Genomic DNA, 19,526 nt, shown 5'->3' on the forward strand with positions numbered 1-19,526 from the left:
TCACGCCTCGATCGTCAGCACGATCTTGCCTACGTGATCGCCTGCTTCCATGCGGCGATGTGCGTCTGCGGCCTCTGCCAAAGGGAACACGCTGTCGATGACCGGCTTCAACTTGCCGGCCTCGACGTGGGGCCACACCGTGCGGGCGATTTCGTCGGCGACCATGGTCTTGAAGCTTTTGTCGCGCGGGCGCAGCGTCGATCCAGTCAGGGTCAGCCGCTTGCGCATTACGGGCCAAATGGGGATTGCAGCCTCTCCGCCGCGCTGGGCAGCGATCGAGACGTGCCGCCCCTCCTCCGCCAGGCACTGGATGTTGCGGGCGACGTAATCACCGCCGACCATGTCGAGCACCACGTCGACGCCCCTGCCTCCCGTAATCTCCTGGACGCGCGCCACAAAGTCCTCGTCACGATAGTTGATCGCGTGGTCCGCCCCGATCCGGCGCGCCGCATCGCACTTGGCGTCCGACCCCGCAGTCACGATGATGCTGAGCTCGAACAGCTTGGCCAAGCCGATCGCCATCGTACCGATCCCGCTGGTGCCGCCATGCACCAGGATCCAGTCGCCCGCCGAGGCATAAGCGCGCTCGAACACGTTGGTCCACACGGTGAACAGCGTTTCCGGCATCGCCGCCGCTTCGACCATGCTCAGCGCCTCGGGCACATGCAGGCACTGGCCAAAGGGCGCCGTTGCGTATTGCGCATAGGCACCGCCGGTCACCAGCGCGCAGACCGGCTGACCGATCATCTCGCGCGGCACCTCGCCTCCTACCGCCACGATCTCTCCCGACAACTCCATGCCCAGGATGGAAGGTGCTCCCGCGGGCGGCGGGTACAGCCCCATGCGCTGCATCACCTCGGGCCGATTTACCCCGGCAGCCGCTACCTTGATCAGCACTTCGTCGTCACCGGGCCGCGGAACAGGCCGCTTCACCGGAACCAGAACCTCGGGGCCGCCCGGCTCGGCCGGATCGATCGCGAACATTGTTTCGGGCACGATCATCCGTTCGTCGCTTTCAGCTTCCGTAGAATTCCGGCGTCTTATTGACATCGCCCCTGCCGCGGTCAACGCTGCCCCGATGGACGCCGACGAAAATCTTCCGCGCCGTAAAGACGATCTGCTCGACGCGCTCGCCAGACAGGACCTAGACCCGCTCTCCGTGGACGAACTCGAAGCGCGCATTCTCGCCCTGGAGGCCGAAATCGAGCGCAGCCGCGCCAAAATAGAGTACGCGGTTCACCACCGCGCAAGCGCCGACGCGCTATTCAGGAAATGAGCGTGGCGGCACGGAACCATGGGCCAAGCGCCCCTGATCTCCGAAGCCGGACGGCCATGCTTGATGCGGGGCGACGCCATCCCGACATAAAGACAAACGGGTCGCGTATCCCTTTCGGCCCACAGGAGTTATACCTGAATGCCTAGTTTCGCCTCCGCGCTGGAATCTACCCTGCACAAGGCTTTGGAGGCCGCGTCCTCCCGCCGCCACGAATATGCGACGCTGGAGCACCTGCTGCTCGCGCTCGTCGACGATGAACATGCATCCAAGGTGATGAGCGCGTGCGGCGTTGATCTCGGTGAGATCAAGAACACCGTCGCGCATTATCTCGACACCGAACTCGAAGCGCTCAAGGTCGATACAGCGACCGATCCGTCGCCCACCAGCGGCTTCCAGCGCGTCGTTCAGCGCGCGATCCTTCACGTGCAGTCGTCGGGCCGCGATGAAGTGACCGGCGCCAACGTGCTCGTCGCCTTGTTCAGCGAGCGGGAAAGCTATGCGGTCTATTTCCTGCAACAGCAGGACATGAGCCGCCTCGACGCCGTCAGCTTCATCAGCCACGGCGTCGGCAAGGGGTCGGCCCCGGCCGAAGCCTCCACGCCCAAAGGCGCCGAAGAAGAAAAGGCAAAGGCGGATCCCAAGGGCGGCAAGAGCGAGAGTGCGCTCAAGCAGTTCACCGTGGACCTCAACGAAAAGGCGAAGAACGGCAAGGTCGATCCGCTGATCGGCCGGTCGGCCGAAGTCGATCGGACCGTGCAGATCCTGTGCCGCCGCTCGAAGAACAACCCGCTTTATGTGGGGGATCCCGGCGTCGGCAAGACCGCGATCGCCGAAGGCCTCGCGCGCAAGATCGTCGAGGGCCAGGTGCCCGAGGTGCTGCTCGAAGCCGTGATTTACTCGCTCGACATGGGGGCGCTGCTTGCCGGCACGCGCTATCGCGGCGATTTTGAAGAGCGGTTGAAGCAGGTCGTCAACGAGCTCGAGAAGCTGCCCCACGCGGTGCTGTTCATCGACGAGATCCACACGGTGATCGGTGCCGGCGCGACCAGCGGCGGCGCGATGGACGCGTCCAACCTGCTCAAGCCCGCGCTGTCGGGCGGCACGATCCGTTGCATCGGCTCGACCACTTACAAGGAATTCCGCAACCACTTCGAGAAGGACCGGGCGCTGCTCCGTCGCTTCCAGAAGATCGACGTCAACGAGCCCTCGGTTGAGGACACGATCAAGATCATCACCGGGCTGCGCACGGCGTTCGAGGGGCACCACCACGTCAAATACACTCCCGACGCGATCAAGTCGGCGGTGGAGCTCTCCGCGCGCTACATTAACGACCGCAAGCTGCCCGACAAGGCGATCGATGTGATCGACGAAGTCGGCGCGATGCAGATGCTGGTGGCGCCCAACAAGCGCAAGAAGACGATCACCCCCAAGGAGATCGAGCAGGTGATCGCCACCATGGCGCGTATCCCGGCCAAGACCGTGTCGAGCGACGACACGCGGGTGCTCGCCAACATTGAAGGCGACTTGAAGCGGGTCGTGTTCGGGCAGGATGCGGCGATCGAAGTGCTGTCCTCGGCGATCAAGCTCAGCCGTGCAGGCCTGCGCGATCCCGACAAGCCGATCGGCAACTATTTGTTCTCGGGCCCGACCGGCGTCGGCAAGACCGAAGTGGCGAAGCAGCTTGCCGAATTGCTCGGCATCCCGCTTCAGCGCTTCGACATGTCCGAATATATGGAACGCCACAGCGTCTCGCGGCTGATCGGTGCGCCTCCCGGCTATGTCGGCTATGATCAGGGCGGCCTGCTCACCGACGCGGTCGATCAGAACCCGCACTCGGTGCTGCTGCTCGACGAGATTGAAAAGGCGCATCCCGACCTTTTCAACATCCTGTTGCAGGTGATGGACAACGGCAAGCTCACCGATCACCATGGCAAGACGGTCGATTTCAGGAACACCATCCTGATCATGACCACCAATGCCGGCGCATCGGACATGGCCAAGGAAAGCCTGGGCTTCGGAAATCTCGGCGGGCGCGAGGATGTCCAGGAGGAAGCAGTCAAGAACCTCTTCACCCCGGAATTCCGCAACCGTCTCGATGCGATCGTGCCGTTCGGCTATCTTCCACCCGAAGTGGTGGCGCGCGTGGTGGACAAGTTCATCCTCCAGCTCGAGCTCCAGCTGGCGGATCGCGGCGTCCACATCCAGCTCGACGACGAGTCGAAGGCGTGGCTCACCGAGCGTGGCTATGACAAGCTCTATGGTGCGCGCCCGATGGGCCGTTTGATCCAGGAGAAGATCAAGCAGCCGCTTGCCGAGGAGTTGCTGTTCGGCAAGCTCGTCCATGGCGGCGAGGTGCATGTGAAGATGAAGGACGGCGCGCTCGCATTTGAGACGATCCCCGCCGCGCCCAAAAAGCCCAAAAAGGGCAGCGGCAAGAAGACCGAGCCGGTAGAAGCCGAGTAACTGCGGCGGTTATGACAAAGGGCCTGGGACTTAAGTCTCGGCCCTTTTTGTTTGTAGTCACACTGTTGGCAGTAGGAAAGCAGTTCCCCGGCGAAGGCCGGGCGAAGTTGCAACGGCGTCGAGATGGAAGACCTCCATCTTGTGCCTCGCCGGGGGAACCCTGGTCACGAGGCAGCTCCAGACCGCGGCGTTACGCCGTGCAAAGCCGCCCCGCACGCCGCGGCTCGCGCCGAAACGGCACGTCACGGCGCCAATAGGTCAGCGCCCGCCACACCCATTCAATCGGTCCGTAATGGAAGCGCGCGAACCACAGCCGTGCGCCCCAGACCTGCAGGCCGATCGCGACCAGCGCCACCACCAGCCGAGTTTCCTGGCTCCAATCGTCCCACAGCCCCAGCCCAAAATTGTAGAAGAGCGGCACGAACACCGCCGACTGAAGAATGTAGAGGGTCAGCGTCGCCCGCCCGACCGGCGCGAGCTTGTCTAGCAGGCGGACCGCCGGTGTCCGGCACAGCTCCAATAGCACCAGCCCCCAGGTAAAGGTGCCGGCAAGCTCGAACCAGCTGGCGAGGATCGCATCGAACATTCGGTTGGCGCCATCGCCATGGCCGAAGGTCGCGAACCAGTTGAACACCACCGCGCGCCAGAAATACGACGCCACCATCACGCCCACCAAGCAGGCGAGCGCCACCCGACGACTTACCGTGAAACGATCCAGCCGCTCAAAGAAACCGATTCGTCCCAGCAGCATTCCCAGCACGAACAGGCCGAGGATCTGAACGACCCGACCATATTCTAACATGAACCACCATTTCGGCACCTGCCCCTGCCAAAGGTTGGCGCGCAGCGTCTCGGTAAGGGTGCCGCCAAGATAGATCGCCATCGCCGGGTCATGCGACGAGCGCGAAGGCTGGTTGGCCCAATCCGCCCCTAGCGCCGCCGCGACCAGCTGAAACCACAGGCTGGGCGCCAGTAGCAGGAGCCCGGCGAACGCCGCCAGCAGGCGATTGTCCTCCACCCGGTGCATCAACAGCAGCAGCATGCCGATAACCGCCAACACCTGGATGATATCGCCGCGATAGATCACGCCGTGCAGCACGCCGATCGCGCCCAGGATTAGCAGCCGCCAGGCGAAACGCAGTGAAAAATCCTGACCTCGCTGCGCCGCGCGATCCATCAGGATGAAGAAGCTGAACCCGAAACACAGCGCCAGCAGCGAGAAGCTTTTGCCCATGAACAACAGGAACACGGCGTCCGCCGGGCCCGACTGCGGGTTGGCCCAGTAGAGCTCGTAGCTCTCCATCATGTGGACCAGGAACAGTGCCATCAGCGCGAAGCCGCGAACGATGTCCACGGCGGCGATCCGCTTGCCCTGCATGCCGCTCCCGCTTTCGGGCAGCGTTACTACCATGAATTATCCTCTCGCAGCCGCTCCCTAGCGTCCATTTCGACGAAGCAAAACCGGGCATCGTGCACGCCATCTCCCTGCCGCCTGCCGCGCGAAGCCGCGGCAGGCGAAGCCAGGACGAAGGAGCTTATTCCTAACCAACGTTGTCGACAGGGGCGAAGGCGGGCAAGCCTGCCAATGGCATTGCAGCACGCCGCAGGGCACGATAGCATCTGCGCGAGGGAGAGGGTGGATGACGAAGCGGGTTCGTACGCTGATGTGGGCAGGACTCGCCGGCATCGCGCTGATTGCCATCGCCGCACCGCCGCATCGCGCCGACATCACGATCGTGACGCATCATCAAGGTGACCTCTCGCCGCAGCGGATGCAGGCGGTGGTCGACCTCGGCATCGTCGGATTTTCCTTTCTCCTAACGTGGAGCAAGCAGCTGGCCCATTGACCGGTTTTCGCTCGACTGCTTACATTGGTGTCAATGATAAACGCAGAGGAAGCCTGGCGCACCGCCTATCGTCATCCGGGAGTGTGGGACGAACCCTTCCTTCCCGTTTCCATGATCGAGTTGTTCGAGCAAAGCGCCAGGGATCATCCCCAGGCGCCGCTGCTCGACTTCATGGGTCGCAGATACAGCTATGGGGAGGTGTCGGACGGCGTGAACCGCGTCGCCTGCGGCCTGCGAAAACTGGGTTATGGGCCGGGTGACCGGATCGGCCTATTCCTTCCCAACGTCCCCCATTATGTCGCCGCCTATTACGGGATTTTGAAACTAGGCGGCACGGTGGTGAACTTCTCCCCGCTCTACACCGTCGACGAACTGGCCGAACAGGTCGCCGACTCGGGCACCAAGCTTCTCTTCACCATCTCCGCCACGGCGTTGCTGCCTACCGCACTCAAGGTGCTGGAAAAGAGCGGCCTCGAACGCCTTGTTGTCGGCTCCGTCGCTGGCGGCCTTCCCGCTACCAAGTCGCTGCTTTACCGGCTGTTCAAGGGCAAGGAAGTCACCCCCCGCCCTGCCGATCCGCGAGTCCTCGCCTTCTCCAAACTGATCACAAACGAAGGCAGCTGCGAGATGCCGCAGCTCGACCCCGAGCATGACGTAGCGCTGATCCAATATACCGGCGGTACCACCGGCACGCCCAAGGGCGCGGTGCTCACGCACCAGAACCTATCGGCCAATGCGCGCCAGGTTGCGCGACTCGATCCGGAGATGGGCCGGACCACCGACCGGATCCTCGGGGTGCTCCCCTTCTTTCACGTCTTCGCGAACACCTGTGTGCTCAATCGCACGGTGGTGACCGGCGGCGAGATCGTGATGCTGCCGCGGTTTAACGCGAAGCAGGCACTGGCCGAGCTCCGCCGCACCCGCCCCCGCTCGCTGCCGGGCGTTCCGACCATGTATCAGGCGCTGCTCGACGCGCCTGGCATGAAGCCCAGTGACTTCAGCTCGCTCAAATTCTGCATCTCGGGCGGCGCGCCGCTGCCCCAGCAGCTGAAGGAGAATTTTGAGGGGATCACCGGCGCCCGCATCATCGAAGGCTATGGCCTGTCGGAAAGCTCGGGCGTGGTCTCCGCCAATCCCTATGTCGGGATGAACAAGCCTGGCACGATCGGCCAGCCGCTCGCGGCCACCCGCGTCCGGCTGGTCGACAAGGAAGATCCGAAGCGCCCCCCGCCCGAAGGCGAGCCTGGCGAGATCGTCGTGTCAGGCCCGCAGATCATGAAGGGCTATTGGAACCGCCCCGATGCCGATGCCAGCGTGTTTGTCGACGACCATTGGCTGCGCACCGGCGATGTCGGGCTGATCGATGAAGACGGCTATGTCCGCATCGTCGATCGGCTCAAGGACATGATCGCCGTCGGCGGCTTCAAGGTATTCCCCAGCCAGATTGAGGCGGTGCTCTACCGCAACCCCGCGGTGAAGGAGTGCCTCGTCCTTGGCCTGCCCGACCCTTATCATGGCGAGCTTCCCCGCGCGTACGTCACGCTCAACGAGGACAGCACCGCCAGCGGCCCCGAACTCTGCCTGTGGCTCAACGGCCATCTTGGCAAGCACGAACGCGTGTCGCAGGTGGTGGTGCGCGAAAGCCTGCCCAAAACGATGATCGGCAAGCTCAGCCGCAAGGACCTCTATGCCGAGGTGACGGCGGAGTAAGCAGTCGACGAGCCTCCCCTCCCTTGCAGGGAGGGGAGAGCATCGGGTTCGCCTTAGTCGGCGGCCTTGGGGCCCGTCCGCTCGCCTTCCGCGGCAAACATCACTGCCTTCAGGTTCATGAACTCATGCAACCCCCAAGGCCCCAGCTCGCGGCCATGCCCTGACAGCTTCACGCCCCCGAACGGCGCCTCAGGGGTCGACGCCAGCAGCGAATTGACCGCCGTCATGCCCGCTTCGATATCGCGCGCGAATCGCTCAATCTCGGCATCGTCCTTGGTCCACACCGCCGACCCCAGCCCATAGGGCACGTCGTTCGCCAGTTCGATCGCATGGTCGATGTCACGCGCCTTGTAGACGGCGGCCACCGGCCCGAAAATCTCCTCCTTGGCCACGTTGCTCTCCGGATCGATGTCGACCAGCACGCCCGGCGTCATCCACGCGCCGTCGCGCTCGATCTTCTCCGCACCGACCAACAATGTTGCGCCCGCCGCCCTTGCACGCTCGACCTGCTCCAGCACCGTGTCGCGCTGCTCGATGCTGGAGAGCGGCCCCATCTCGACGCCGTCCTCCATAGGGTCGCCGACCCTCACCGCCTGCATGCCGGCCGCGAACCGCTCCAGAAACGCGTCGTACACATCCTGGTGCACGATCATCCGCTTGGCGCAGATGCAGCTCTGCCCGGCATTCTGCACGCGCGCGGTGACTGCCGTCTTCGCCGCCTTTTCCAGGTCGGCGGACGGCATCACGATCAGCGGGTCGGACCCGCCCAGCTCCAGCACGACCTTCTTCAGCGCACGCCCTGCCGCCTGCGCCACCTTGGCGCCCGCGCCTTCACTGCCGGTCAGCGTCACCGCCACCACGCGCTGGTCGGCGATCAGATCCGACACCATGTCCGACTTGATAGGCAGGTTCTGGAACAATCCGTCCGGCGCGCCAGCGGCGCTCACCAATTGCTGCATCAACTGCCCACAGCCCTGCACGCTCGACGCGTGCTTCAGCAGCGCGACATTGCCCGCCATGATCGTCGGCGCGATGAAGCGCACCGCCTGCCAATAAGGGAAATTCCACGGCATGATCGCCAGCACCGGTCCCATCGGCAGCCAGCGCGCCGCGGCATGGCCGGCCGCGGTTTCAACGTCCACCGGCTCCAGATAGCGCGGGCCGTGTTCGGCATAATGGCGAAAGCCGGCGATGCACTTCTCGACTTCGGCCACTGCCGACTTCAGCGTCTTGCCCATCTCGCGCACCGCCACTTGCGCCAGATGCGGCTTGTCGGCCTCCCATTTGTCGGCGATCGCCCAGAGCAGTTGCGTACGCTTTTGCAGCGGCGTGGTGCGCCAGGACCGATACGCGTCCTGCGCCCGCTGCAACGCAAGCTCGATCTCTTCGGGCGCAAGCTCCTGAAAGCTGTCGCCCGTGGCGCCGGTTGCCGGATTGATGCTGGTGAACATGGAGTTTCCTTTGCTGTCGGGCCATGAACTCATGGTCGCTCAGCCCGGTTGCAAGGGCAACGCCCCTGCCGCATAGCGTGCGCATGGCAGAAGAAGCGGATATCGCGGCGCTCTCGTTCGAGGACGCGTTGAAGGAACTCGAGCGGATCGTCGCGCGGCTGGAAAGCGGCGAGGCACAGCTTCAGGAGGCGATTGATCTGTACGAGCGCGGCGACCAGCTCCGCCGCCAATGCGCCGCCCGGCTGGACGCGGCACAGGCCCGGATCGAGGCCATCCGCACCGATGCCGAAGGCCGGCCGACCGGCACCACCGCGTTCAACGCCGGCTGACATGGCGCTCCCGCACGCCAGCCTCGCCCTTGAATCGGCGCTGCGTCAGGTCGCGGCCGAGATCGACCGTCAGTTCGATCTCGTACTCGCGGTGCCCGACGATCCCCGCCGCAGCCTGTACGAAGCGATGCGCCATGCCGCGATCGGCGGCGGCAAGCGGCTCCGCCCGCTGCTGGTGTTCGCCACCGCGCAGCTGTTCGGCGTCGACCGCACGTGCATGGCGCGCGTCGGTACGGCGATCGAGTGCATCCACGTCTATTCGCTGGTCCATGACGATCTGCCGGCGATGGACAATGACGACGTGCGCCGCGGCAAACCCACGGTGCACAAGGCATTCGACGAGGCCACTGCGATCCTTGCGGGCGACTGCCTTCATGCCCTCGCCTTCGAGATCCTGGCCGACGAGGCGACGCATGCCGATCCATTCGTCCGCGTTGAACTCCTCCAGACGCTTGCCCACGCCGCGGGCCCGTCGGGGATGGCCGGCGGGCAGATGATGGATTTGGAGGCGGAAAAAGCGAGCTTCGACCTGCCCACCGTGACTCGGCTTCAGGCGATGAAGACCGGCGCGCTCATCAGCTGCTCGGTGGAATGCGGCGCGGTGCTGGGCCGCGTGCCTGTCGAGGGCCGCAAGGGCCTGCGCGGTTATGCCCGCGACATGGGGCTCGCCTTCCAGATCGCCGACGACATCCTCGACGCAGAGGGCGACGAGGTTCTGGCCGGCAAGAAACTGCGCAAGGATGGCGAAGCGGGCAAGGAAACCTTCCTCACGCTGCTTGGGCTTGATCGTGCCCGCGAACAGGCGCGCATCCTGGTCGATCAAGCCGTGGAGCATCTCAAGAACTTCGGTCCCGAGGCGGACCTTCTGCGCGACATTGCCCGCTACACGCTTGAACGGGACCGCTAAGCCATGACCACGCGCACTGGTGTTTATCCCGGCACGTTCGACCCGATCACCCGCGGTCACATGGATATCATTCGCCGTGGCGCAAAGCTGGTCGACCGCTTGGTCATCGGCGTCACCACCAATCCTTCCAAATCGCCGATGTTCTCGATCGAAGAGCGCCTGGCGATGGTGAAGCGCGAAGTGGCGAGTATCGAGGGCGACATCTGCGTGGTCAGCTTCGATTCGCTGCTGATGGACTTTGCCGAGCGCCAGGGGGCCAGCATGATCGTCCGGGGTCTCCGCGCCGTTGCCGACTTTGAATACGAGTACCAGATGGCTGGCATGAACCAACAGCTGAACCATCGTATCGAAACGGTTTTCCTCATGGCCGACGTCTCGCTCCAGCCGATCGCAAGCCGCCTGGTCAAGGAGATCGCCTTGTACGGTGGCGACGTGCGCAAGTTCGTCTCGCCTGCTGTCGAGACCGAGGTGGTCGAGCGCGTGCGCAAGATTGGCCGCAAGGGCAGCTGAATCGCCCTTTGTTCGCCACATAGTGATGGTCTAGAACCGACCGGTTCATACCCGTGGGGATGTTGATGCGTTTCGTTGCCAGTTCGGCTGCCATGGCCGCCTTGTTCTTCGCCTTTCCCGCCGCTGCGCAGAAGGGGCCGCCGCCCAAGCCGGAGCCGCTAAAGGGCGTTCAGACCGACGCGGCGACTCACGTGCCCGTATCCGTCGCGGCCGATCCTGAAAACACTTGGGTTCTCGACCTGTCCACCGGCGGTCGCGTCACGATCCGCCTGCGCCCCGACGCCGCGCCCAAGATGGTGGCGCAGGTGAAGGCACTCACCCGCAGGCATTTCTACGACAACACGATCTTCCATCGTGTAATCGAAGGCAGCGAAAACATGGCCCAGGGTGGGGATCCCACCGGCACCGGCCGCGGCAGCTCCGATCTGCCCAACGTCCCCGCCGAATTCAGCAACCTGCCCCATGTCCGCGGCGCCGTTTCCGCGGCTCGCGCGCAGGACGTGAACAGCGCCAACAGCCAGTTCTTCATCATGTTCGGCCCGCGGCTGGGCTTCGATCACGACTACACTGTATTCGGCCGCGTGACCGACGGCATGCAGTGGGTCGACAAGATCGAGCGTGGTGAGCCGCCCGCGCGCCCTACCCGCATCCTCCACGCCTATATCGCGTCGGACAATCCCCCGGCCTACCAGGCAGCTCCCGTCAATGCCCCGGCACTGCCGGCTGGCGAACAAAAGGCGACGTTGCCGCAATAAGCGGAGTCGTGGGCCGTGAACGTAGACCTGTTTGATTTCGAGCTTCCGCCCGAGCGGATAGCGCTGCGCCCCGCGCAGCCGCGCGATGCGGCCCGCCTGCTGCTGCTGACGGGTGACGAGCGCCAGGACCGACACGTCCGCGACTTGCCCGGGCTGCTAGCTCCGGGCGACCTGCTCGTATTCAACGACACCCGCGTCATCCCCGCGCAGCTGGATGGGCGGCGCGGAGATGCGCGCATCGGCGCCACCCTCCACAAGCGGGAGGGTCCGCGCGAGTGGCGGGCCTTCATCCGCAACGCCAAACGGCTGCGCGACGGCGACGTGATCGACTTCGGCCAAGGAGTCACCGCGACCGCCAGCGGCCGCGCCGAAGACGGTAGCTTCCTGTTGCGCTTTGCCGGCGACGAGCCGGTGGAGCTGCTCCTCGCGCGCTGCGGCCATATGCCGCTCCCGCCCTATATCGCCTCCAAGCGTCCGACCGACGAACGGGACGCCACTGACTATCAAACGATGTTCGCCAATGAGCCGGGGGCCGTCGCCGCCCCCACCGCGGCGCTGCACTTTACCCCGGATCTCCTCGCCCGGCTCGAGGCGGCAGGCATCGGCCACGCCACGCTTACGCTCCATGTCGGCGCCGGCACCTTTCTGCCGGTCAAGGCAGAGGACACTGACGCACACAAGATGCACGCTGAGTGGGGCCGCATCGACGCCGCCACGGCCGACCGGCTCAACGCCGTTCGCGCCGCCGGCGGCCGTGTGATCGCCGTGGGCACCACCAGTTTGCGGTTGATCGAAAGCGCCGCGGGCGAAGACAACATCATCCGCCCCTTCGAAGGGGACACGGCGATCTTCATCACCCCGGGCTACCGCTTTCGCGGCATCGATGGGCTGATGACCAATTTCCATTTGCCGCGCTCGACCCTGTTCATGCTGGTATCGGCACTGATGGGGCTCGACCAGATGAAGGCGGCTTATGCCCATGCCATTGAAAATGATTACCGTTTCTACTCTTACGGGGATGCGTCGCTCCTTCTCCCGTTACAACGGTGCTGAGTGGGGACAGCCACGAGTATCAGGTTAACGCCCATTCGCCTTGCAGTGGTGGGTGCTTGGTAGCAACAGCAGGACGATTGCAATTGGGCCGTGAACAGGCCGGCAGATTCCGAGGCGGTGCCGCATTATGGCGGCGGGTTCTCGGCCTTGGACCATGTGCGTCACGAGGCCTTCAACCAGGGGTTGCCAGTGTTCTCTTTATGTTCCACTCTGCCGCGATGCAGACCGACTCCCTCCAGCCCGCCGCGATTGCTGAAGCGCTGCTGTTCTCCACGCCCGGATGGGCAAGGATCGGCTTAACCGCACCCGATGAACAGATGCGCCAGAAGGCAGCGCAAGAACTGGCTGTTTCGATCGCGCAGGCTCTGACCGGCGATCGGACCTTTGATCCAAACCAGCTGCACCTCCCCCTCTAGGATGGGCGCGAATGTTCGGCTTGATGACCTTCATGATCTGATCCGCCACAAAGCCAACCTGCTCGTCATTTCCAAGTTGGGAAGCAGCACATCTACGACCCATCTAGGTTCTGCCGGTATGCGATGGCGCGGGACTGGAACACCTCTCTGGCGACTCTGGGCCACCGCATCCGATGTCACCGATACAACCTGCGTCACCCTCGTCTTCGCGCTAACTCGCACCAGCCGACGCCTGCTGATCCGTTTCCCGCACCGAGCAGAAATGGAAGCACTTAACCCGCAGGCTCAGGGGCTGATTGACTGCCCCGCTCCTTGACCTAGCCACGGGCGACGCTTGCATCCTTAGAGAGTCGCAATCGTTATGATCTCAAAGGAGAAGTGCATGTCCGACAACAAAGAGCTTCGAGGCCCCGAAGACGCCTCACGCATCGCAATCCACGAGGACTACGAAGTTCGGTACTGGTCCAATAAGTTCGGCGTCACGCACGAGCAGCTGAAGGAAGCTGTTGATGCTGTTGGCCACAGCGCCGCCGCCGTCGAAGAGCACCTCAAAGGCTGATCGTGGTGCAGAGGAAGAGTACGCTGGAGCGGGCATTCGAACTCGCGCGTGAAAGCGGTTGCCGCGACGTGGAGGAGGTCCGCCGCACACTCGCGTCCGAGGGTTATTCCGGTGTGGAGCAGCATCTAGCGGGCCACTCAATCCGCAAGCAAATCAGAGCAACCATCGCAACTCGTCTCTAGCTCACTTGAGCGTTCCTGCGTTGCTTATAAAGAGCCCCACCTTTTCACGTATGTTGCTCGGCTTGAACTTGTATCTACGTCTACACCTGCTGTTCTATAAGGAAGCGACACATAGTTCTTGCAACCTCTGGTAGAACCTTGGGCGCGATCGTCTTATTAACTTCGAAGTCGTGGTCGGCTCCCAGCACGCGATGGTAGTCCACGAAGGCACCGCGTGATCGAACGTTTTCGACGAAGCGCTCGATGTCTTCCCCGCGAGACGAGTAACGCTTTTCACGATCCTTCGCGATCTCTGCCAGAGTGACTTTGCCGAGTTTGCCGATCAACATGGCTTCGGCTGCCCTAAGCGCATCGTTCATCGAGGCGTTCACTGCCTGTTCGACAAGGCATTCAGGCGCTGGATCAGCCAAGCCTATGGTAAAAAACCCGCGGCTCTCCCACCGCCTTGTAGACGTCCAGCATCGTGAAGCGGTCAAGTGATTTCGTTAAAGTCCAGCCCCCGGCGTGCCCCTTATCTGAGCGGACCAGCCCTGCATCCCGCAGCCCCGCCATTGTTCGCCGCACCACCACAGGATCGGTGTTGAGCATCTGCGCCGCGTCCCCGGAGGTGATCGGGGCATCGGCCCTGTCCAGGTGGATCAGGAGGTGCAGCATCCTCGATAAACGACCGTCCGGTTGCATCGATTTCTTCCTCAGGGTGCTCATGTCACATCATGAGTTGCATAATCCGGTTTACCCGGATATGTAACTTATCCTGTTACAGAACGCGCCATGGCAGGAGTAAAGTGACATGCATGATGTGATTGTGATCGGCGGGAGTTTCGCGGGCCAGTCCGCCGCTATGCAGCTTGCCCGGGCACGGCAGAACGTCCTTCTGATAGATGCGGGCATGCCGCGGAATCGGTACGCTAACGCATCGCACGGCTTTCTTGGCCAGGACGGCAACGCGCCTCACGCGATCATGCGGGGGGCGACGTCCCAGCTGCTAAAATATCCCACGGCTCAGGTTCTCGCCGCGGAGGCACAGCGCGCCGCCCGGCAGGACGATTCTTTCGTCGTCACGGTGACGGATGGGGCCGAGCACCGTGCAAAGCGCCTCGTGCTCGCCACTGGCGTTACAGACATCCTGCCCGATATTCCCGGCATGTCGGAACGATGGGGAGAGACGGTCCTTCATTGCCCATATTGCCACGGCTATGAGGTTCGCGACCATCCTCTCGGTGTGATAGCCAACCACCCGATGTCCGCGCACCAAGCAGTGTTGATCCCCGACTGGGGACCGGCCACATATTTCACGCAGGGCGTCCACGAACCCGAACCGGAACAGGCGGCTTTGCTCAGCAAGCGGGGCGTACGGATCGAGCGCTCTCCCGTGATCGCGTTGGTCGGAGACGCTCCGAACCTACACGCCGTCGAGTTGGCAGACGGCCGCATGATCGAAGTGTCCGCCGTTTTCACCGCGCCGCGGACCAGACCAACCAGCATGATCGCCGCCGAGCTTGGCTGCGCCATGGAGGATGGCCCCACCGGTCCCTTCGTGAAGGTAGATCCCTGGGGAGCGACCTCAGAGCTCGGCGTGTACGCGGCGGGTGATGCGACCAGCCCTATGCATAATGCGACGATCGCGTCGGCTTCGGGGGTGCTCGCGGGCGTCGCCGCTCACCAGTCATTGGCTTCCGCATAGAGCGGATCAGCGCCTCCCCTCTGCGTCTGCTTACGACGGTAATCGCCGCGTAAGCAGACCGGGCGCCAACCATTATGCGTGTTGATCGACTAACGGACGGAGACGCCTCGCGACAAGCCGAACGGCGAAGTCCTGGCGCTCAGCTGCTGCCGTCTATTGATTGCGTGGCCGGCACCACCTAGCCTGCTGTCCCGATTTTCGATGCGGTCACATAGATACAGCTTCGAATAGCCAAGCCTCAGCCGATGCCCGGTCGTCAATCCGCGAACCGTGTCGGCTTCGCCGCTCATCCGGCGCATCTGCATCTTGATTGCCGAAGCGCCGGTAACGATCGCCACTCGGCGAAAGCGACTAGCATCCTCTCCAATCGTCTTCCGGATCTTTTCGGCGATTTCCTGTGTCTGGATGTTGCAAGCGCGGACGTCGATCAGGGCCAAATTGGTGCTGTGTGAAAGCGTTTGATCGCGCTCTGCCTCCCACTCTTCGAAATCCGCTAGGGTGGCTAAACTGCTGAACGTCATCATCAGCAGCCCGCGTCGATCATCTGTCGAAATCTGGAAAGAGAATCTCATCGAAGCTGACTTAGCCAGCCGGCGTTGCTGAAAGGTACTCGCCCTGGCCTCAGCCTATGGGCAAAAAACCATCACCTATCGCACAGCGCTCATCGCGGTTTGAACTCGAAGCCTGAGATGCACGAGGGGGTATGGTCTGCCTTGGCCGTCTAACGCTGAGCGACCCACCTGGACGAAGCCCATCCGTTCGTAGAAGCCCACCGCTTGCTCGTTCTGTTCATTGACGTCCGTAGTCAAATTTGGGTGCAGAGCCGAACCGTGCCTAACGAGGGCAGCCCCAACCCCCTCCCCGCGCACGGTCGGGTCGACGAACAAAGCTTCCATGTGCCCGTCGTTGAGCAGCATGAAGGCAACTGGACGTTCGGTTGAATTGACCGCGAGCCACAACGGTGCCTTCGGCAGGAAGTTTGACACCAGTTCGTCTATCGCAAGCCGGTCTTCGGGCGTCAGGAAGGTGTGGGTGGCGTCAACTGCATCGCGCCAGATCGTAAGGACCCGGTCACCATCCTTCGGAGTCGAGGGTCTGATCGTGATCACTGTACCTCTGATGCTCGAACCTAGCTGCTGTATGCAACCGGCAGATTGCGCGGATGGTTGGGCCACGAAACTAAATGCGGCCAGATGTACTTGCGCTCGCATTGGTGGGAAGACAACGTTATGAACTGGCATCGCGTTGCGGCTCGCCGTGTGACGGAGCGCAAGATGGATTGTTCCTGATGGCCTTGACGGACTTCCACTCGACAGGATTGGCACTGCGGAGGTGGCGGCTGCTCCACCGCATCAAGCAAGCGCACGCCGCTGAAATCTTCGGCGTTACTCAAAGTACAATCTCGCGTTGGGAGGCAGGCTCGATAGCACCAGCGCCGGATCAATATGCCCGGCTCTGGTCCGTGTTGAGCGCGAGATTGGAAGCGGCCGCCGATCGGGAACTGGCGAAGCTTGTTTGCGAGAGCCCGCGGCCCGTGCACATCATCTGCAACACCACCCACACATTGCTGGCTGCATCATCCTCAAGAAGAGGTGAGTTCGGGCAGGAGGACCTCACTGGCCGATCTCTATGGCCTTATGCCACGCCTGAGATCGCAGCTGCCGAATACAGAATGAGGGACGCTGGAGAGCCCTGTGTCGAGCTTGAAACCGGAAATAACGACTCCGTCGCGGTGCCCATCCGTTCCAGCCGGTGCCGATGGACGCGAATGATGTTGTCCGATGGTTCGGCGGTCCGGCTTGTGGAAACGCTAGCCTCCTAACGAATGGCGTCAATCAATGCAGGCAGTTCCGCGAGGCTGTTCAGTTTCGTAAAGCACGGGTGATTGGCTGGCACTTCGGCCTTCTCGTGAACCCAAGCACCCTCTTGCGGGATGAAGGCTGCCCATGCACCCGCTTCTAGCGCGGGGTTGATGTCCGAGCGGAGCGAGTCCCCCGCCATCAACGCCTCTTCAGCAGCCACGCCTTCGTTCTTGAAAATCCGGCGGAATGTGTCAGCCGTCTTGTCACTTACGATCTCGATCCCGCTGAAGCGGTCCCCCAGCCCCGAGGCTGCCAGCTTGGCTTCTTGGTGGAGCAGGTCTCCTTTCGTGACGAGGACGAGGGGGCCCCTGGAAGCGAGTTGGGCCAAGGTATCTGCAACCCCGTCGAAAAGTTCGACCGGATGCGACAGCAATGCGCGACCGGCAGCCAGAATGCGCGCGAGAAGATCTTTAGGCAACGGGTCGTCCGCCAATTCGATAGCGGTCTCTATCATCGACAGGGTGAAGCCCTTAGCGCCGTAGCCATAAAGCTTCAGGTTTCTCGCCTCGCACGCATTCAATTGGTCCCGCGCGATATCGCGGGAGGCGAACGGCTCGACGAGATCCAGCAGAGCCTCTTCAGTCGAGTTGAAGTGCTTCATATTGTACCAAAGCGTGTCGTCAGCGTCGAGGCAGATGAGCTTGATTGTCATGCGACAAAGCTACCTAAGCCACCACCTCGGCGCCACGCATGAATTATGCGCGCAACACCGTGAGTCCGCTCGCCGAGCTACCGACAAGCCCGTCTGCTTTCGGCGGCTCGCACGCGAAAGCAGACCGACCGCTTTCCACCGAGACTGTGTGAAAACGTGCTGATGTGGTAGAGTTCTGGCGCTGATGGAGGTGCTGGGATGGGCCGTTTCATCGAGGGGAGCGACCGGCGGGAGAGGCTGCTGCTGCCGGACTGTATCGACGATTATGTGATCGCGGACAGCCCGGTTCGGGTGGTCGACATGTTTGTGGACGAGTTGGACTTGAGCGAGCTGGGTTTTGGCGCAGCCGCCGCGACGGGGCGACCGAATTATCATCCGGCGACCATGCTCAAGCTCTACATCTACGGTTACCTCAACCAGGTGCAGTCGAGCCGGCGGCTGGAGCGCGAGGCGGGCCGTAACGTCGAGTGCATGTGGCTCACAGGCAAACTCGCGCCTGACTTCAAGACCATCGCCGACTTTCGCCGCAACCATGGTGCGGCGATACAGGCGGCATGCCGGCGCTTTGTCCTGGTCTGCCGCAACCTGGGTCTCATCGCTGGCGGCACGGTGGCGGTGGACGGCAGCCGCCTGCGAGCGGTGAATGCGCGCGACCGGAACTTCACGCCTGTCACGATCCGGCACCGGATGGAGCAGGTGGATGCCAGCATCCAGCGCTATCTCGGCATGCTCGATACTGCCGACCGGCAGGAGGGCGAGGCAGCTGAATGGCGCACGGCCCGGCTGACGACGACGCGGCTCGACGCCTTGCGCCGGCAAATGCGCGACCTGGAAGCCATGGAGCAGGCGGTCGCGGCCACACCCGACCGGCAGATCTCGCTGAGCGACCCGGACGCGCGCGCGATGGCGTCGGCGGGAGGCGGCACGGGCCTTGTCGGCTACAACCTTCAGGCGGCGGGCGACGCGGACACCCACATCGTCGTGGCGCACGAAGTGATCAATCTTGGCCACGATCGCACGTCGCTGGCGAGCATGGGGAAACAGGCGCGAGACGCGACCGGCGCCGATACGCTTATCGTGCTGGCCGATCGCGGCTACTTCTCAGGCCCGGAGGTGCTGGCGTGCGAGAAGGACGGCGTCGTGGCGATCTGCCCCAAGCCACTAACTCAGGCGCCAAGGCCGAGGGGCGCTTCGGCAAGCAGGACTTCGTCTACCAGCCGGACACTGATACCTATCGCTGCCCCGCCGGCTAAACCCTGACCCGACGCTTCTCCAGCCTCGAACATGGTCTGACGCTTCATGGCTATGCCACGCCAGCCTGTCGCTCCCGCTGCGCTGTAAAGGCGAACTGCACCGCGGGCATCGAGCGACGCATCAAACGATGGGAGCATGAAGAGGTGATCGATGCCATGCAGGCCCGGCTTGACCGCTGGCCCGATGCCATGCGCGTGCGACGACGAACGGTGGAGCACGTTTTCGGTACGCTGAAAGACTGGATGGGCCGAAGCCACCTCAAAACACGAAGGCTCGGGAACGTGGCAACCGAGGCCAGCCTCCACATCCTCGCCTACAACATTAAGCGCGCCATCGCGCTCCTGGACGTGCCAGGGCTCATCGCCGCAATGCAGGGCTGAACCACAACGCCGCGCGCGCCCAACCAACCAACGCACAAAGCCGTTCTCACACGGCCTCCACCAGTTCGAGACATAGCTACGTCGACAGCACTCCTTGAGAGGTACGCCGGAAGCGCTGCGTGCTGCCGGATGGTGGGCGACTTCGCCAAACTGCATCCAGCCAACATGCTCTGGGCTGGCTAAGCCTCGAGTCCGTAAGACAGCCGCGTTCAGGACGTTGACGGGTGTGGGTTAAA

Annotated in this window: 21 protein-coding genes and 1 pseudogene; 14 read left to right on the forward strand and 8 right to left on the reverse strand. The window is 63.0% G+C overall.

The features are described 5' to 3' along the window. Entirely contained in the window at positions 1-1,002 is a 1,002-nt protein-coding gene (locus tag FHT02_RS04650; protein WP_246352183.1) for an NAD(P)H-quinone oxidoreductase, read from the reverse strand. Positions 1,003-1,078: 76 nt separating this feature from the next. Here FHT02_RS04650 and FHT02_RS04655 point away from each other — a divergent pair, with 76 nt between their 5' ends. Both FHT02_RS04655 and clpA read left to right on the forward strand, forming a co-directional pair. Then, complete coding sequence (locus tag FHT02_RS04655; RefSeq protein WP_184084870.1) at positions 1,079-1,276, forward strand: DUF1192 domain-containing protein; 198 nt, start codon at positions 1,079-1,081, stop codon at positions 1,274-1,276. A gap of 138 nt (positions 1,277-1,414) precedes the next feature. Further along, entirely contained in the window at positions 1,415-3,739 is a 2,325-nt protein-coding gene (gene clpA, locus FHT02_RS04660; RefSeq protein ID WP_184084873.1) for an ATP-dependent Clp protease ATP-binding subunit ClpA, read from the forward strand. A 190-nt stretch (positions 3,740-3,929) separates the two neighbouring features. On the opposite strand, the gene FHT02_RS04665 is transcribed toward clpA, so the two are convergent. Then, complete coding sequence (locus FHT02_RS04665) at positions 3,930-5,150, reverse strand: DUF418 domain-containing protein (protein ID WP_184084877.1); 1,221 nt, start codon at positions 5,148-5,150, stop codon at positions 3,930-3,932. 229 nt (positions 5,151-5,379) lie between these two features. Between FHT02_RS04665 and FHT02_RS04670 the strand changes: the two genes are divergently transcribed. Continuing rightward, positions 5,380-5,586 (forward strand): hypothetical protein, encoded by a 207-nt coding sequence (locus tag FHT02_RS04670; RefSeq protein ID WP_246352184.1) that lies wholly within the window; start codon positions 5,380-5,382, stop codon positions 5,584-5,586. Positions 5,587-5,619: 33 nt separating this feature from the next. After that, positions 5,620-7,296 carry an AMP-binding protein gene (locus FHT02_RS04675; RefSeq protein WP_184084879.1) on the forward strand — a complete coding sequence of 559 codons (1,677 nt, stop codon included), beginning with the start codon at positions 5,620-5,622 and terminating at the stop codon, positions 7,294-7,296. A gap of 53 nt (positions 7,297-7,349) precedes the next feature. On the opposite strand, the gene FHT02_RS04680 is transcribed toward FHT02_RS04675, so the two are convergent. Then, positions 7,350-8,747: an NAD-dependent succinate-semialdehyde dehydrogenase gene (locus tag FHT02_RS04680; protein WP_246352185.1), complete on the reverse strand. Its 1,398-nt coding sequence runs from the start codon at positions 8,745-8,747 to the stop codon at positions 7,350-7,352. 83 nt (positions 8,748-8,830) lie between these two features. Here FHT02_RS04680 and FHT02_RS04685 point away from each other — a divergent pair, with 83 nt between their 5' ends. The 7 genes from FHT02_RS04685 to FHT02_RS04715 all read left to right on the forward strand — a co-directional run bounded on the left by FHT02_RS04685 (position 8,831) and on the right by FHT02_RS04715 (position 13,276). Further along, positions 8,831-9,076: an exodeoxyribonuclease VII small subunit gene (locus FHT02_RS04685; RefSeq protein ID WP_184084885.1), complete on the forward strand. Its 246-nt coding sequence runs from the start codon at positions 8,831-8,833 to the stop codon at positions 9,074-9,076. 1 nt (position 9,077) lies between these two features. Then, positions 9,078-9,983 carry a polyprenyl synthetase family protein gene (locus tag FHT02_RS04690; protein ID WP_184084888.1) on the forward strand — a complete coding sequence of 302 codons (906 nt, stop codon included), beginning with the start codon at positions 9,078-9,080 and terminating at the stop codon, positions 9,981-9,983. A 3-nt stretch (positions 9,984-9,986) separates the two neighbouring features. After that, entirely contained in the window at positions 9,987-10,493 is a 507-nt protein-coding gene (gene coaD, locus FHT02_RS04695) for a pantetheine-phosphate adenylyltransferase (protein ID WP_184084891.1), read from the forward strand. Positions 10,494-10,558: 65 nt separating this feature from the next. Then, positions 10,559-11,248: a peptidylprolyl isomerase gene (locus FHT02_RS04700; RefSeq protein ID WP_281393030.1), complete on the forward strand. Its 690-nt coding sequence runs from the start codon at positions 10,559-10,561 to the stop codon at positions 11,246-11,248. Positions 11,249-11,263: 15 nt separating this feature from the next. Then, the gene (queA, locus tag FHT02_RS04705; RefSeq protein WP_184084894.1) at positions 11,264-12,301 is read left to right on the forward strand and encodes a tRNA preQ1(34) S-adenosylmethionine ribosyltransferase-isomerase QueA; all 1,038 of its coding nucleotides are present in this window, start codon (positions 11,264-11,266) and stop codon (positions 12,299-12,301) included. 218 nt (positions 12,302-12,519) lie between these two features. Further along, positions 12,520-12,717, forward strand: coding sequence for a DUF6771 family protein (locus FHT02_RS04710; protein WP_184084897.1), 198 nt, complete (start codon positions 12,520-12,522; stop codon positions 12,715-12,717). Positions 12,718-13,099: 382 nt separating this feature from the next. Beyond that, positions 13,100-13,276, forward strand: coding sequence for a DUF3606 domain-containing protein (locus FHT02_RS04715; RefSeq protein ID WP_184084900.1), 177 nt, complete (start codon positions 13,100-13,102; stop codon positions 13,274-13,276). Between the two features lie 262 nt (positions 13,277-13,538). On the opposite strand, the gene FHT02_RS21445 is transcribed toward FHT02_RS04715, so the two are convergent. Together FHT02_RS21445 and FHT02_RS21450 are read right to left on the reverse strand one after the other, a co-directional pair. Further along, complete coding sequence (locus FHT02_RS21445) at positions 13,539-13,817, reverse strand: TMEM53 family protein (RefSeq protein ID WP_246352186.1); 279 nt, start codon at positions 13,815-13,817, stop codon at positions 13,539-13,541. A 43-nt stretch (positions 13,818-13,860) separates the two neighbouring features. Beyond that, the gene (locus FHT02_RS21450) at positions 13,861-14,163 is read right to left on the reverse strand and encodes an Rrf2 family transcriptional regulator (protein ID WP_246352187.1); all 303 of its coding nucleotides are present in this window, start codon (positions 14,161-14,163) and stop codon (positions 13,861-13,863) included. Between the two features lie 85 nt (positions 14,164-14,248). On the opposite strand from FHT02_RS21450, the gene FHT02_RS04725 reads away from it, so the two are divergent. Continuing rightward, on the forward strand, positions 14,249-15,142 hold the full coding sequence (locus tag FHT02_RS04725) for an NAD(P)/FAD-dependent oxidoreductase (RefSeq protein ID WP_184084903.1): 894 nt from the start codon (positions 14,249-14,251) through the stop codon (positions 15,140-15,142). Between the two features lie 89 nt (positions 15,143-15,231). Here the strand turns inward: FHT02_RS04725 and FHT02_RS04730 are convergent, their stop codons facing one another. Both FHT02_RS04730 and FHT02_RS04735 read right to left on the reverse strand, forming a co-directional pair. Continuing rightward, positions 15,232-15,666 (reverse strand): STAS/SEC14 domain-containing protein, encoded by a 435-nt coding sequence (locus FHT02_RS04730; protein ID WP_184084906.1) that lies wholly within the window; start codon positions 15,664-15,666, stop codon positions 15,232-15,234. A 123-nt stretch (positions 15,667-15,789) separates the two neighbouring features. Further along, positions 15,790-16,251, reverse strand: a complete 462-nt coding sequence (locus FHT02_RS04735; protein ID WP_184084909.1) for an acetyltransferase — start codon at positions 16,249-16,251, stop codon at positions 15,790-15,792. 179 nt (positions 16,252-16,430) lie between these two features. Between FHT02_RS04735 and FHT02_RS22190 the strand changes: the two genes are divergently transcribed. Then, positions 16,431-16,964 carry a helix-turn-helix domain-containing protein gene (locus tag FHT02_RS22190; RefSeq protein WP_184084912.1) on the forward strand — a complete coding sequence of 178 codons (534 nt, stop codon included), beginning with the start codon at positions 16,431-16,433 and terminating at the stop codon, positions 16,962-16,964. Here FHT02_RS22190 and FHT02_RS04745 read toward each other — a convergent pair. Continuing rightward, positions 16,961-17,656, reverse strand: a complete 696-nt coding sequence (locus tag FHT02_RS04745) for an HAD family hydrolase (protein WP_184084915.1) — start codon at positions 17,654-17,656, stop codon at positions 16,961-16,963. The genes FHT02_RS22190 and FHT02_RS04745 overlap by 4 nt on opposite strands. A gap of 198 nt (positions 17,657-17,854) precedes the next feature. On the opposite strand from FHT02_RS04745, the pseudogene FHT02_RS04750 reads away from it, so the two are divergent. Next, a pseudogene (locus FHT02_RS04750) lies at positions 17,855-19,290 on the forward strand (IS1182 family transposase). The last annotated feature ends 236 nt before the right edge of the window (positions 19,291-19,526 follow it).

The organism is Sphingomonas xinjiangensis (assembly GCF_014199255.1).
GTDB classification, from domain to species: domain Bacteria; phylum Pseudomonadota; class Alphaproteobacteria; order Sphingomonadales; family Sphingomonadaceae; genus Sphingomonas; species Sphingomonas xinjiangensis.

What these genes read in the sequence shown, in the direction of transcription:
- FHT02_RS04650 (WP_246352183.1), bottom strand. Translation starts at nt 1,002, where the DNA reads ATGATCGTGCCCGAAACAATGTTCGCGATCGATCCGGCCGAGCCGGGC.
- FHT02_RS04655 (WP_184084870.1), top strand. Translation starts at nt 1,079, where the DNA reads ATGGACGCCGACGAAAATCTTCCGCGCCGTAAAGACGATCTGCTCGAC.
- clpA (WP_184084873.1), top strand. Translation starts at nt 1,415, where the DNA reads ATGCCTAGTTTCGCCTCCGCGCTGGAATCTACCCTGCACAAGGCTTTG.
- FHT02_RS04665 (WP_184084877.1), bottom strand. Translation starts at nt 5,150, where the DNA reads ATGGTAGTAACGCTGCCCGAAAGCGGGAGCGGCATGCAGGGCAAGCGG.
- FHT02_RS04670 (WP_246352184.1), top strand. Translation starts at nt 5,380, where the DNA reads ATGACGAAGCGGGTTCGTACGCTGATGTGGGCAGGACTCGCCGGCATC.
- FHT02_RS04675 (WP_184084879.1), top strand. Translation starts at nt 5,620, where the DNA reads ATGATAAACGCAGAGGAAGCCTGGCGCACCGCCTATCGTCATCCGGGA.
- FHT02_RS04680 (WP_246352185.1), bottom strand. Translation starts at nt 8,747, where the DNA reads ATGTTCACCAGCATCAATCCGGCAACCGGCGCCACGGGCGACAGCTTT.
- FHT02_RS04685 (WP_184084885.1), top strand. Translation starts at nt 8,831, where the DNA reads ATGGCAGAAGAAGCGGATATCGCGGCGCTCTCGTTCGAGGACGCGTTG.
- FHT02_RS04690 (WP_184084888.1), top strand. Translation starts at nt 9,078, where the DNA reads ATGGCGCTCCCGCACGCCAGCCTCGCCCTTGAATCGGCGCTGCGTCAG.
- coaD (WP_184084891.1), top strand. Translation starts at nt 9,987, where the DNA reads ATGACCACGCGCACTGGTGTTTATCCCGGCACGTTCGACCCGATCACC.
- FHT02_RS04700 (WP_281393030.1), top strand. Translation starts at nt 10,559, where the DNA reads ATGCGTTTCGTTGCCAGTTCGGCTGCCATGGCCGCCTTGTTCTTCGCC.
- FHT02_RS04710 (WP_184084897.1), top strand. Translation starts at nt 12,520, where the DNA reads ATGCAGACCGACTCCCTCCAGCCCGCCGCGATTGCTGAAGCGCTGCTG.
- FHT02_RS04715 (WP_184084900.1), top strand. Translation starts at nt 13,100, where the DNA reads ATGTCCGACAACAAAGAGCTTCGAGGCCCCGAAGACGCCTCACGCATC.
- FHT02_RS21445 (WP_246352186.1), bottom strand. Translation starts at nt 13,817, where the DNA reads ATGAACGATGCGCTTAGGGCAGCCGAAGCCATGTTGATCGGCAAACTC.
- FHT02_RS21450 (WP_246352187.1), bottom strand. Translation starts at nt 14,163, where the DNA reads ATGAGCACCCTGAGGAAGAAATCGATGCAACCGGACGGTCGTTTATCG.
- FHT02_RS04725 (WP_184084903.1), top strand. Translation starts at nt 14,249, where the DNA reads ATGCATGATGTGATTGTGATCGGCGGGAGTTTCGCGGGCCAGTCCGCC.
- FHT02_RS04730 (WP_184084906.1), bottom strand. Translation starts at nt 15,666, where the DNA reads ATGATGACGTTCAGCAGTTTAGCCACCCTAGCGGATTTCGAAGAGTGG.
- FHT02_RS22190 (WP_184084912.1), top strand. Translation starts at nt 16,431, where the DNA reads ATGGCCTTGACGGACTTCCACTCGACAGGATTGGCACTGCGGAGGTGG.
- FHT02_RS04745 (WP_184084915.1), bottom strand. Translation starts at nt 17,656, where the DNA reads ATGACAATCAAGCTCATCTGCCTCGACGCTGACGACACGCTTTGGTAC.